Genomic DNA, 11,931 nt, shown 5'->3' with positions numbered 1-11,931 from the left:
ACCTTTTAGAGTCCAAAAACATTCCCAGCCCTTTTTATTTTTATCACACCTCAAGTTTGTTGTGAATATAATAGAATAAAACCAGCTACAAAGAGAATATATTAAGTTATGAGCAAGCATTTTCATCATAAGAACAAAAAACAATTAGGTTTTGTTCTTTTATTACTTGGCTTTGGTATTTTAATTTCGATTATAACACCGCCATGGCTTTTTGCACTTATTATTGCTCTTGGGTTAATTACCGCTGGAATTTATATATTTTTTAAAGATGGGAGATGAAATAAAAATGAGGATAATGGTATTCAAAATGCCAAGGTTTTTAAGTAGAATAATTAAAAGGCTATTTAAAGTCAGTGATGAAAAATAAAGAAAAAGTTCAAGATAAACCTCTTTTGCTTATCTTGAACTTTTTTATTTTAAGCACGGACAACCTTGCCTGCCTTAATACAACTTGTGCAAACATAAATTCTTTTCCTTTGACCGTTTATAATTACTCTAATTTTCTTTACATTTGGTTTCCACGTTCTTCTTGACTTTTTGTTTGAATGGCTTACCTTGTTTCCAAATGACACCTTTTTATTACAAATTTCACACATTGCCATCTTATTTCCCTCCCTTTTATAAGAAGCAAGATAAAAAACCAAGCACTATTCTAACACAAAAAAGGGGAAAAGGCAAGCTACTTTATTCCTTGTACAAGATTGCCTCATTGTCTATATAAAGTTCACAGTTGATATACTCATTTACAATTTCAATGTCCTTTACAAGCTCAATTCTGTACATGCTGGATGTGTACCAGTTGAGTTTTGGCTGTACATTTACAAAATTGAGCTTACTGTCTAATGAAGGAAGGAGATAATTCCAGTTTACGTAATGATTGAAGTTCTCAATGATGTCTGTAATAACTGCATTGAATTTATTCAAAAGAAGTTTCTGAAATTCGTGCCATTTTGAAAGTGATGCCTCAATGTTTGTAAGACCAAAATATCCCGCACAGCCTGCTCCTTTTAAGCTTGATGTTGTCCTTGTAAAGCACAAATCCAAAGCTTCAATTGTCTCTGGTGGATCAATTGTGAATGTGTCAAAGCTCTTTACAAGCTCATCAGGAAGCTTGTTTCTAAAGTCATACTCAATTGCTTTCAAATTGAGATTATGTTCTTTTGCAGCTTGGTTTATAAAATCTACAAGCCTTTTATCGATTTCTAATACTAAAACCTCTTGTGGAAGTTTTGTCAAAGCTGCTGCGATTGATACCAAATCATCATCGCCAAATACAATAAGTCTCTTTCCAACAAGGTCTCCTTTTTTAATCATAAGAGCAATTCTTGAGAATGCTGTTTCTTCAGTAACATAACCTTGGTCATATTCAACTATAGCATCAGGTCTTGTCTTTACTATCTCTTTGAACTTCTCGTAAGCAACTTTTATTTCGTTAAATACAATGCCACGTCCTTCGCAGCATTGACATGTGTAGTTCTTTACCACAGGAATATTGTTCTTTTCAACAAATTCTTTTCCTTTTTGTGTGAGTTCTAAATTGCCGCTATCATCTGATTTTACGAAATCTATTGAAATGAGATAATTAATTGTTTCCCTCACAACAGCAAACGGCTTTTGTGAAAGAAATATCACTTCCCAAAAGTGATTTGTAGAGTTCAGTGCTGCCAAAACCTTTTCAATATCTCTTTCATTTACATTAACCTTTGTTTTGTTCTTTACAAATTCAACTGCACCCTTTAGTTCATCCACTTCTACCACCTCCTCATGAGTTTAAATGTAGCTTTTTAATAGTTTGTTGACAACAATATATAATAATATCATAATAAAATGAGGTGTCAATAAGAGCTTTACAAAAAGAGACTTTAAAAAGGGTGAGAAAAACTTGAAGATTAAAGTACTACCTGAAGATTTTATAGTCAAAGAGGAAATTGACATTGAAATAAAACCAAGCGGAAAATACAAGATTTATCTTTTGAAAAAGAAACACTGGAACACAGTTGATGCTTTAAGGTTTATATCAAGAGAGAACAAGATTCCGTTTGAGAAGATAGGCTGTGCAGGGAGAAAGGATAGACATGCTCTTACTTATCAATATATTTCTGTTCCCAGAGAATATGACATAAATTTCAATAAGGAAAATGTTAAACTTGAGTTTCTCGGATATTCGGATGATTTTGTTTCACCTATGACACTCAAAGGCAATTACTTTGAGGTAGTAATAAGAAAGATAAAAAACAAAGACGAAAGAATTTTTCAAAGGCTTGATGAGATAAAAAAATTCGGTTTTCCAAACTATTTTGATGATCAGCGTTTTGGAAGTGCTGAGAATGACCAAGAGTTTATCGGCGAGAAAATAGCAAAAAAACATTACAACGGTGCACTTAAACTCTATTTTACCACCATTCATCCTGAAGATAAAAGAGAAGAAAAGGAAAGAAAGAAAAAGATATTTGAGGTTTGGGGGGACTTCGAAAAGATACTTCCTCTTTGCAAAACAAAGGTTGAAAAGGATATAATAAAAACTTTAATGAAAGGAAAAAGCAGACATTATTTAATCGAGGCTGTAAACCTTATTCCAAAAGAAGAGATGTCAATGTTCTTCTCAGCTTACCAGAGCTATATTTGGAACAGGATTTTGAGCACAGTTTTACCATATTATACTGATTTGCTAAGACCTGTTAAGGGGAAGATTATGGAATATCTTATTTATAGAACGCTTTCTGAAAAGGCTTTGGAGGAATTAAAAAATCTTCAAATTCCGACCGTATCATCAAAAATACCTTACGTAAACAATTTTGTTAACAATACAATCTTGGAGGTTTTAAATGAACGAGGGCTTAAACCTTCAGACTTTGACCTCAAAAAGATAAAAAAATCTTTTTACAAATCATTTTTAAGACCTGCAATAGTCTTTCCAGAAAACCTTGAGGTTTCAAACTTTGAAGAAGATGACTTTTATAGCGGATATTTTAAACTAAAATTGAAATTTCATCTTCCAGCCGGCTCATTTGCCACAATGCTGATAAAGAGTTTAACGATTTTATACTAAGTAATTTCAGGTGTGGTGATATTAATGATAATACGTGAAATGAAAGTGGAAGATTGGCAGGAAATGAGGAACTTGTGGCAAACAACAGAAGGAATAGGCCTTGGCAGAAGTGATACTATAGAAGGATTGGAAAAATTCCTAAATAGGAATAAAGGTATGAGCTTTGTATGTGAGATTGACAGCAAAATAGTAGCCACCATTATGTGCGGACATGATGGTCGACGTGGCTTTATATATCATTTGGCAGTTGCTAAGGATTTTAGATCGCAGGGCATAGGAAGACAGTTGGTGGAGAAGGCGCTGCAAGAGTTAAAAAAGCAAGGAATACATAAATGCCATATTTTTGTAATGAAAGATAATGAAAAAGGGAAAAATTTTTGGTCTAAGATGGGTTTCCAAAAGCGGAATGATATAGAGGTATTCTCAATAGATATTTAGCAAAAAATAAAATGAATGTAATATAAAGTTACCTCAAATTTTCCACAAAACTGCGAACACATAATCGCTATTGACTGCCAATATGATTGTCTTTATAATATAATCTGCTTGCTAAAAAAGAGGCGGTGGATATAGCTCAGTTGGTTAGAGCGCCAGGTTGTGGCCCTGGAGGTCATGGGTTCGAGTCCCATTATCCACCCCATATATAAAATAAGTTGGGGTGTCGCCAAGCGGTAAGGCACAGGACTTTGACTCCTGCATTCCGGTGGTTCGAATCCACCCACCCCAGCCATTTTTGTTTTATGGAGTATTCTCAAGGGTTACAGAGGATTGCTAAAAAATGTAAATGCGAAATAAAATCATTAAGTCCTGCAGTGCTTTGAAACAACAGGATTTAAAAAAGAAAACAGGACTTACAAAATGATATCATACCCACCGAACGCAAAAAGAGTGCGTGAGGTGGTTTTTTATTATGTCCAATAAGGTATTTTTGAATTAGTGCAGAGAAAACATATAGAAAATTTAGGTTATTTGAGAGGTTAGGTGAAGTTTAAAATCCAAGAAGTTAGGTTGTTCAAAAAAATTTTCTTTGAGTCAATTCATTACAAGCATTTCACCTGATCTTTTCCCTTAGATTTATAACTGTTATAGCAGCATATAATTAGAATGTGAGAGATATGTAAAAATAGTCTACTTTCCCTTAATAAATTAAACAACAGCAATTAAATTTGAAGTGAATTTTTTTGCCATTTAACAGAGACAAAATAATCCAAATTTGAGTACAAAATATTGCAAAAAAAAACAATATTATTAATTGAAATTAAAAACCATAATTATAGACTATAACTAGAAGTTCTAAACTGAAAGTAAAATTAAGAAACGAAAGGGTGAGGAGATGTGGTGAAAGAATTTCTAAAAAAGGAAAGGTACAAAAGAATTATGATTAGTGCTATAGTTTTTTTTACATTGATCTTGCTAAACTACAGTAATGTATTTGCAGAAAATACAGTTACATATGTTGCACTTCCCGTTAAAGAAGTGAAGCAAGCATATTCAAATTGGTGCTGGGCAGCAGGGTGTGAGTCAATATTGTATTATTGTTCAAGGTATTTAGGTTTTGGGAGAGAGGCAACACAGTGGGATATAGTGAAATATATCTATGGAAGTTACGTAAATCAAGGCGCAACGCTTTCTGATATACAAAGAGCGCTCAGCTATTATGGTGTTGGTTCTTCGCGTATGTATCCTATAAGCGGTAATACAATAACCTACGGTCAAATATGTGAGCAGATAGTCAATTTAAGAAGTCCAATAGGAATAAATGTTGTTGTTGGTGCTGGTCATTTTGCAGTATTGTGTGGAATATGGCAATATTTTGATAATGGTAGTTTAAAAAATTTTGTATTGGTAATGGATCCAGCAGTTGGTTATACAAGAACTATACCTGATTCAGAATTGCGAGATAATGATTTTGATTGGGAATTATTAGATGCCATAAAAGTTTATAGGCCTTGATAAGGAGATGGAGAGGAGGGAAGAGATTATGAGAAGGTCTAGCATCTTTTTAAAAATACTTGTCTTTATATTGGTATGCTTACTTAACATGACAGTATCAGTGTTTGCTAATTCAAATTCTATTATAAACCATAACGAAGAAGTTATGAAACTTAAAAGACAGCTTGCGGCTGAACATCATTTGAACGCTCTGCTTGAACTTCTAAATAGAGATAGTTCTTTTAAAATGAAATTGGATGAACTTACTGGCAACAAAGGTTCTTATGATCTTAAGAAGTTTAAATTGAGTGATGAGTATGAACTCTATAGATTGTTTGTATTTCCTTTAGAATCGAAATTAGCGTCTAACGGGCACACAAGAATTTTATACTTAAAAGAGGGTTTCAAAAATAAAATAGAAAATTTAAAATTAGAAACATTTGAAGATGCACTCAATCCAGAATTTGTTCATAATATGTGGGCAAGAATAATCTATTACGATGGAAAACCTGTTGGATACATGTTAGTTGATTGGGATGAAAGTTGTAATGATTATATTATTTCAGAATCAACAATGGGATACAGTGGGCTAGGAGAAGCAATTATATTTATGAAAGAATTTTTAAGAAGCAAAGGACAACAACCAAATGTTAAAATTGTTGACGCTCGTGAAAAGTCATTATATGTTGTTTCTGAAGATGGCAACTGGTGGTGCACTGATGCTGCAGATTCTTCAAATCCACAAATGTATAGGAAGCAAATCTGGAGTTTTAAAGAAATTAAAGAGGGCTTAAAAAATAGACCTAAAGAAATGTTAAAACTGTTAGAAAATATGCAAAAAGATCCAGAAAATGTTCCTTTAGGTGGTAGTAGTTACAAGCCTTTGTATGAAACTGCAAATGAAATAAAAAAGAGGGAAAACATTTTAATAGCAATATTAATGCTGTTTATAACAGCCGTTTTTATTGTAGTTGTAAACTTAACTTCTAAAATAAGAAAGAGGAGTATCTAAAAATTGAGCTATTTGAATTTAAATTAAATTGAAACTGTAATGTTTGTAGTTTGAAAGAAAATTTTTTGTTTGATATTAAAATGAAGATAACAAAAAGAGGATGTGCTTTCAAGAGACATCCTTTTTTTATTGCACAACTTAGAAATTTTTAGTAAAATAATTCTAAAAATACTTTGAATCACTATAGGAGAGAACTGATAAAAAGTGGAACTCAGAAAAAGTGCGCTCTCTTATCTGTTGGGTGTTCTTATTATCTCATTTTTTCTTATATTTATAGTTGTGTTTGTATTTCAATATTCTAATAGTCATGGAACGGATTTTTTGTTGTCTTTGTTGGTTGCACATTATATCTGCAAGAGTATATTTTCGTTTGATGATTAGTTAGTAAGTTGTTGTATTCAATTTTTCTAAACTAAACTTGGGGATAAGACGAAGGTGAAAAAAGTTAAGTAGAACAAAAATTTGATAATAGAAGGTGCTTTGAAAGTGATAAGAAGAAATAAAATTGATATTGATCATGCTAAAAAAGTTATTAAAGATTTGGGTGCATTTTTCAGCAGGTTTGGGAACAAGGTTGTTGCTGCTTATCTTTTTGGCTCATTTGCACTGGGCACATATACTCCGCTTTCTGATATAGACATAGCAATTTTATTTGACAAGGAACTTTCCAAAGGAATAGTAGAAGAACTCGAAAATGAAATTCTTGATGGGCTTATGAAAATGCTTAAAACTGATGAAATTGATCTTGTTATTCTTAATCACGCGCCTTTGTCTGTGAGATACGGTGTATTAAAAACTGCAAAGATGGTGTACTGCAGCAATATTGAAAAAACGATTGACTTTCAAACAGAGGTCATATCAAAGTATCTTGATATAAAGCCTTATAGGGAAGAATTTTATAGGGAATTTTTGAAATCTTTGTAAAGATTTATTGAAAGGAGTTTGTTTTTAAGATATGGACGAAAAAATATTATTTCATTTAAAGCTCTTAAAAAAATATACAGAGTTATTAAAAGACATATCAAAAGTTGATTTCGAGGAATATATGAAAAATGAAATCTTAAAGGGTGCGGCTCAGAGGTATTTACAAAGAATCAGCCAGAAAGCACATCTCCTTTAGGGGATTGTGATGAATGGCTTGAAACCATTTTGAAAGTACAGGGTACAATAAAAGTGGCAAAAAGTTTTCGGTACTATTAGGAGAGTTGAAAAAATGACAAAGACAGAAATTGCGCAAACTTTGCAACAGACTAAAGAAAGAAGAAAAAGCCAGATACCTGTGGTATATCAACTGAAAATCAATCTTAACTCTGTTTCAAAAGAGACAAAAAACAAACTCTTTAGGTTGTTTTTAGAAGCGAAATGGTTGTATAACTACATAGTTGCCGATATTGAAAACAGACTTAATAGCAATGCAGACAAACTAAAAGAAGTTGAAATAAAGGTTGGGGAGAACTTTGAGAGAAGAAAAATTGAAAATCTCAGTTCACAGATGAAGCAGGCAATAAGAGAAAGAATAGAGCAGAATTTGTACTCACTCCATGTACAAAAAGAAAACGGATATAGAACAGGCAAACTGCACTTCAAACACTACGTTAATTCAATTCCACTCAAACAATTTGGAAACACTTTTAAGTTTGTTAACCAGCAAAAGACCAGAGTTAAAATACAGGGGATTAAAAAACCTTTGAGGGTTTTGGGGGGACATCAGATTTCAGAGAATAGCGAAATAGCAAAAGCAGAACTTGTAAGAAAACCAAGTGGTATTTATCTTTTTGTAACCTGCTACATAGATAGGGACAAATACACAAAAGTGTGGGAACAGAGAAAGAACAGAAAAGGTGTAATAAAACCAAGGGTATGGCAGACGTTTGATGTTGACGCTGGAATTGATTTTAAACCTGCCGGGCTGGTACTATCAAACACTTTCAAACTTGAATGGCAGATAAAAGAGACCAAACGGCTAAAGAAGTTGCAAAAGCAGTTTGCACGGCAGAAAAAAGGTTCTAAAAGATGGTACAAGACAAAAGAAAAGATTGCAAAGGAGTACGAAAGGTTAACAAATATCAAGTACGATGTGATAAACAAAGTTTGCTCATTTTTATACAGGTACAGGAAAATATGTTTTCAGGAGGACAGTATAAAGGGCTGGAAAGACGGACTTTTTTCCAGGTCTGTACACCACAGCGCAGTAGGAGCAATTAAAAGAAGACTGAGCGACAGTCTTCGGGTTTCTACTGCGGTGGTCAAAAGAAACATACCAACGACGAAGACATGTAGCAATTGCGGCAGTCGACGGGAAGTTTTGCTATCTGACAGAATTTTTAAATGTTCGGTGTGTGGACTGTCAATTGATAGGGATTTAAATGCGGCGATAAACATGTTGAAGGAAGTAGGGCTGGGCCGGTCCGAAGTTAAGCCCGTGGAGTGGGAGACCGCTGCCAGGATATTCAGGGGCAACCCCTATATCCTGGTAAGTCAAACCACGTAGAAGCGGGAAGCCCGATCCCCTGGGAACATGGGAATCCTATCCCCTTCAGGGGATTGGGAGGAGGTCAAAAGTTGCGATTGAGACATGTATTAACATTGGTAATAGAATAATTTCAATAGAACAAACAAAAGGCAAAAATATAAAAACTCCTGAAACATATGCAGATATATTTTTGGCATTGTCTCAATTAGATATTGTTAATGACGAATTTAGCACAAGGCTTTCTCAAATGGCAAAGTTTAGAAACAAACTGGTACATCTTTATTGGGAAATTGACGATAGTTTGGTTTATAGGTTTATTAAAGAAAATATGAAAGATTTTGGAGAATATATTTGTTGTATAAAAAAGTATCTCCAAAATAATTGATATTCACTGTAATGCTTTACAACATAATCATTTAGGTTAATTGTCCGAATATTTCGAACAAAAGTTTGGTATTGTAGAGTCAGCAGACATCAGCTATAATAACAATGCACCTTAAATACGGGCCATTAGCTCAGTAGGCAGAGCACCAGCCTTTTAAGCTGGGTGTCCCGCGTTCGAGTCGCGGATGGCTCACCATCTTCAAAAATATAAGCCCTTGAAAAAGGGGCTTTTTTGTTTATATTGAAAAATGAAGTTTGCTGTGATAAAGTTTTAATAAAAAAAGGGAAAGGAAAAGCTATATAAAAAATGCTTGCAAAAGTTTTGACATCTTCTTACCTTGGCATAAAAGGCTATATTGTTACAGTTGAAACAGACATGTCAAATGGCCTGCCGAGTTTTGATATAGTTGGCCTTCCTGATGTAACTATTAAAGAGGCAAAAGAAAGAATAAGGGTGGCAATAAAAAACAGTGGTTTTGAATTTCCAACCAGAAAAATAATTGTTAATCTTGCACCTGCAAGCACCAGAAAGGAAGGTTCATCTTTTGATCTGCCTGTGGCTATTTCTGTACTAAAGTCGTCTGAGCAGATAAACCCTAAAATCAGCCCATATGAGGTTGCAATAATTGGAGAGCTTTCTCTTGATGGAAGTGTCAAAAGAGTGGATGGAGCTTTACTTATGACAATTGCAGCTTTGGAAAATGGTATCAAAAAGATTATTGTTCCTTATGAGAACAGGGCAGAATGTAGCGTTGTGAGAGGAATTGATGTTTTTCCTGTGAAAACTTTAAAAGAAGCTGTGGAGATTTTGGATGACCCTCAGAGTGCCACACCTTATAAGGTTGAAATAGATGAGATGAATCTTCTTGAGGCTTTTAGATATGATGTTGATTTTTCAGAGGTAAAAGGTCAAGAGTATGTCAAAAGAGCAGTTGAGGTAGCAGTGGCAGGAATGCACAACCTACTTTTGATTGGCCCACCAGGTAGCGGCAAAACCATGATTGCTCAGCGTATTCCCACAATTTTACCTCCAATGACCTTTGAAGAGAGCTTAGAAGTGACAAAAATTTATAGCTGTGCAGGACTTTTGAAAGATGGTCAGGCACTTGTCACCGCAAGACCTTTTAGAAGTCCTCATCACACCTCTTCTTCGATTGCTATAATTGGCGGTGGTAAGGTTCCAAAACCAGGAGAGGTTTCACTTGCACACAATGGAGTTTTGTTTTTGGATGAGTTTCCTGAATTTGATAAAAAGACAATAGAGGTTCTTCGTCAGCCCCTTGAAGATGGATATGTAACAATTTCGAGGGTCAACGCATCAATTGAATATCCTGCAAGGTTTATGCTTGTATGTAGCATGAACCCTTGCAAATGTGGCTATTTTTTGTCAGATGAGAGGGAGTGCACATGCACACCTGCTCAAATTAAGCAGTATCTTGGAAGGATTTCTGGACCTATTTTGGACAGAATTGATGTTCAGGTTGAAGTAAAGTCTGTAAAGCTTGAAAACTTCAATTCCTCAATTTGCAAAGATTCAGCAGCTATGAGAAAAGAGGTTGAAAGAGCAAGACAAATTCAGCTTGAAAGGTTTAAAGGGCTTGGCATATTTTATAATTCTCAGATGAAAGGGTCACTTGTGAATAAATTTTGTAAACTTTCGAAAAAAGAAAAGCAGCTGCTTGAAAGAGCGTTTACTACTTTGGGGCTATCGTTAAGAGGATATACCAAAATTTTGAAGGTTGCAAGAACAATTGCTGATTTGGAAGGAAGCGAAGAGATAAAGGCAGAGCACCTGCAAGAGGCAATCTCTTACAGGCTGTTGGAAAGAAGACTTATTTAGAAGTTTTTTTAATATGTTTTTTTCTTGTAATATTGATGATTTCAGCTATAAAAAATATGACCAAAAATGTCAAAACTGTTGCACCGCCAGGTGGGATATCGATATAGTAAGAGGAAGTAAGTCCTGCTATTATTGCAATTAAAGATACTAAAAGTGAAACTACTTGAAGCATTCCGAAATTTTTTGAAAATCTCATCGCAATTGCTGTTGGGAAAACAATCATGCTTGAGATTAAAAGACCGCCCACAATCTTAAGTGAAACAGCAATTATTGTTGCTGAAACAATACTCAGCAAATAATCAAGTAGTTTTGTGTTTATTCCAGAGACCTTTGCGCTAACTTCATCAAATGTAGCAAGAATAAGTCTTTTTCTGAACATTGCTATAAAAGTGACTGTTACAAGGCATACTGCAAAGATAATCCATACATCTTCATTCCCAATTGCGACTATGCTTCCAAAAAGGAAGCTCATTAAGTTGCTACTGCTTTTTAAAATTCCAAACAGAACTGATGCAAGCCCTAAAGCAGTGATTGAAACAAGGGCAAGAGATACTTCTTCAAACCTTTTAAATCTTGATTTGAAATACTCAATAGCCAAGGCAAATGCAACGGTTGAGACAATTGCACCAATAGTTGGACTGAAATTAAATAGCAGTGCTGCTGCAACGCCAACAATTGCTGTATGTGAAAGAGAGTCTCCCATCTGTGAAAATCTCTTTAAAACAAGAAAGTTTCCTGCAAGTGAGGTCATGATGCTAACCAGCACACCTGCTAAAAAAGCCCTTTGCATAAATTCATATTGAAGCATAATATCACATCCTGTTATTTTGTTCTTTTTTGGTATAAGAGTGCCTGTGCTCAATTTTCTTTATCTTATATTTGTACACACTTTCAAATTTTGAGGGGGAAAACTCTTTTGCGCTGCAAGCAGTGTAAATCATACCATCCCCCATACAGATTATGGTATCAGCATGCTGAGTTACAGCATACACATCGTGTGTTACCATCAATATTGTTGTTCCTTCTTTCTTTTTCTCCCCAAGAATTTCAAAAAGAAGCTGCTCAGAGAGACTGTCTATCCCCACAGTTGGCTCATCTAAAAGAAGTATTTGTGGGTCGGATATGAGCGCGCGGGCTAAAAATACTCTTTGCTGCTGTCCGCCAGAAAGCTGACCTATCAGCCTGTTTTTGAGCTGCTTTATTTGAAGCTTTTCTAAAATGCTTTCAGCTTTTTCAAAGTC

The 11,931-nt window shown here is 34.5% G+C and carries 14 protein-coding genes and 3 tRNA genes; 13 read left to right on the top strand and 4 right to left on the bottom strand.

What is annotated here, in order from left to right; genetic code table 11:
* Positions 1-108 precede the first annotated feature (108 nt).
* Positions 109-279 carry a hypothetical protein gene (locus H964_RS12375; protein ID WP_156823670.1) on the top strand — a complete coding sequence of 57 codons (171 nt, stop codon included), beginning with the start codon at positions 109-111 and terminating at the stop codon, positions 277-279.
* A 137-nt stretch (positions 280-416) separates the two neighbouring features.
* On the opposite strand, the gene rpmB is transcribed toward H964_RS12375, so the two are convergent.
* Complete coding sequence (gene rpmB / locus H964_RS06725) at positions 417-602, bottom strand: 50S ribosomal protein L28 (RefSeq protein WP_011916769.1); 186 nt, start codon at positions 600-602, stop codon at positions 417-419.
* A gap of 82 nt (positions 603-684) precedes the next feature.
* Positions 685-1,749, bottom strand: a complete 1,065-nt coding sequence (locus H964_RS06720; RefSeq protein ID WP_039765956.1) for a bis-aminopropyl spermidine synthase family protein — start codon at positions 1,747-1,749, stop codon at positions 685-687.
* Positions 1,750-1,882: 133 nt separating this feature from the next.
* Here H964_RS06720 and truD point away from each other — a divergent pair, with 133 nt between their 5' ends.
* The 12 genes from truD (at position 1,883) to H964_RS06665 (ending at position 10,690) form a co-directional block, all read left to right on the top strand.
* Positions 1,883-3,049 carry a tRNA pseudouridine(13) synthase TruD gene (truD, locus tag H964_RS06715; protein ID WP_039765954.1) on the top strand — a complete coding sequence of 389 codons (1,167 nt, stop codon included), beginning with the start codon at positions 1,883-1,885 and terminating at the stop codon, positions 3,047-3,049.
* Positions 3,050-3,073: 24 nt separating this feature from the next.
* Positions 3,074-3,487 carry a GNAT family N-acetyltransferase gene (locus H964_RS06710; RefSeq protein WP_039765953.1) on the top strand — a complete coding sequence of 138 codons (414 nt, stop codon included), beginning with the start codon at positions 3,074-3,076 and terminating at the stop codon, positions 3,485-3,487.
* 125 nt (positions 3,488-3,612) lie between these two features.
* Positions 3,613-3,689, top strand: a tRNA-His gene (locus H964_RS06705).
* Between the two features lie 14 nt (positions 3,690-3,703).
* A tRNA-Gln gene (locus H964_RS06700) sits at positions 3,704-3,779 on the top strand.
* A gap of 608 nt (positions 3,780-4,387) precedes the next feature.
* Positions 4,388-5,002, top strand: a complete 615-nt coding sequence (locus tag H964_RS06695) for a papain-like cysteine protease family protein (protein WP_039765952.1) — start codon at positions 4,388-4,390, stop codon at positions 5,000-5,002.
* A gap of 28 nt (positions 5,003-5,030) precedes the next feature.
* A complete protein-coding gene (locus tag H964_RS06690) occupies positions 5,031-5,993 on the top strand; it encodes a hypothetical protein (RefSeq protein WP_039765950.1) in 963 nt (320 codons plus the stop codon).
* A 486-nt stretch (positions 5,994-6,479) separates the two neighbouring features.
* On the top strand, positions 6,480-6,917 hold the full coding sequence (mntA, locus tag H964_RS06685; RefSeq protein WP_039766014.1) for a type VII toxin-antitoxin system MntA family adenylyltransferase antitoxin: 438 nt from the start codon (positions 6,480-6,482) through the stop codon (positions 6,915-6,917).
* 31 nt (positions 6,918-6,948) lie between these two features.
* Positions 6,949-7,113 carry a hypothetical protein gene (locus H964_RS12370; protein WP_237738230.1) on the top strand — a complete coding sequence of 55 codons (165 nt, stop codon included), beginning with the start codon at positions 6,949-6,951 and terminating at the stop codon, positions 7,111-7,113.
* Positions 7,114-7,206: 93 nt separating this feature from the next.
* Positions 7,207-8,484 carry an RNA-guided endonuclease InsQ/TnpB family protein gene (locus tag H964_RS06680; protein WP_039765948.1) on the top strand — a complete coding sequence of 426 codons (1,278 nt, stop codon included), beginning with the start codon at positions 7,207-7,209 and terminating at the stop codon, positions 8,482-8,484.
* A 19-nt stretch (positions 8,485-8,503) separates the two neighbouring features.
* Positions 8,504-8,851, top strand: coding sequence for a type VII toxin-antitoxin system HepT family RNase toxin (gene hepT / locus H964_RS06675; protein WP_083931469.1), 348 nt, complete (start codon positions 8,504-8,506; stop codon positions 8,849-8,851).
* 119 nt (positions 8,852-8,970) lie between these two features.
* Positions 8,971-9,046, top strand: a tRNA-Lys gene (locus tag H964_RS06670).
* Between the two features lie 111 nt (positions 9,047-9,157).
* Positions 9,158-10,690 (top strand): YifB family Mg chelatase-like AAA ATPase, encoded by a 1,533-nt coding sequence (locus H964_RS06665; protein WP_039765945.1) that lies wholly within the window; start codon positions 9,158-9,160, stop codon positions 10,688-10,690.
* On the opposite strand, the gene H964_RS06660 is transcribed toward H964_RS06665, so the two are convergent.
* A complete protein-coding gene (locus tag H964_RS06660) occupies positions 10,683-11,498 on the bottom strand; it encodes a metal ABC transporter permease (RefSeq protein ID WP_039765944.1) in 816 nt (271 codons plus the stop codon). The genes H964_RS06665 and H964_RS06660 overlap by 8 nt on opposite strands.
* A 4-nt stretch (positions 11,499-11,502) precedes the next feature.
* Positions 11,503-11,931 (bottom strand): metal ABC transporter ATP-binding protein (locus tag H964_RS06655; RefSeq protein ID WP_039765943.1); only part of this gene is annotated, 429 nt, incomplete at its 5' end.

Source organism: Caldicellulosiruptor sp. F32, from assembly GCF_000404025.1.
In the GTDB taxonomy this organism is placed as follows: domain Bacteria; phylum Bacillota; class Thermoanaerobacteria; order Caldicellulosiruptorales; family Caldicellulosiruptoraceae; genus Caldicellulosiruptor; species Caldicellulosiruptor saccharolyticus.
This window is presented reverse-complemented; position numbering and strand designations above follow the sequence as displayed.

Excerpts from the sequence above, each read along its gene's own strand:
- H964_RS12370 (WP_237738230.1), top strand. The coding sequence starts at position 6,949 with ATGGACGAAAAAATATTATTTCATTTAAAGCTCTTAAAAAAATATACA.
- H964_RS06680 (WP_039765948.1), top strand. The coding sequence starts at position 7,207 with ATGACAAAGACAGAAATTGCGCAAACTTTGCAACAGACTAAAGAAAGA.
- H964_RS06710 (WP_039765953.1), top strand. The coding sequence starts at position 3,074 with ATGATAATACGTGAAATGAAAGTGGAAGATTGGCAGGAAATGAGGAAC.
- H964_RS06690 (WP_039765950.1), top strand. The coding sequence starts at position 5,031 with ATGAGAAGGTCTAGCATCTTTTTAAAAATACTTGTCTTTATATTGGTA.
- H964_RS12375 (WP_156823670.1), top strand. The coding sequence starts at position 109 with ATGAGCAAGCATTTTCATCATAAGAACAAAAAACAATTAGGTTTTGTT.
- H964_RS06665 (WP_039765945.1), top strand. The coding sequence starts at position 9,158 with ATGCTTGCAAAAGTTTTGACATCTTCTTACCTTGGCATAAAAGGCTAT.
- rpmB (WP_011916769.1), bottom strand. The coding sequence starts at position 602 with ATGGCAATGTGTGAAATTTGTAATAAAAAGGTGTCATTTGGAAACAAG.
- H964_RS06660 (WP_039765944.1), bottom strand. The coding sequence starts at position 11,498 with ATGCTTCAATATGAATTTATGCAAAGGGCTTTTTTAGCAGGTGTGCTG.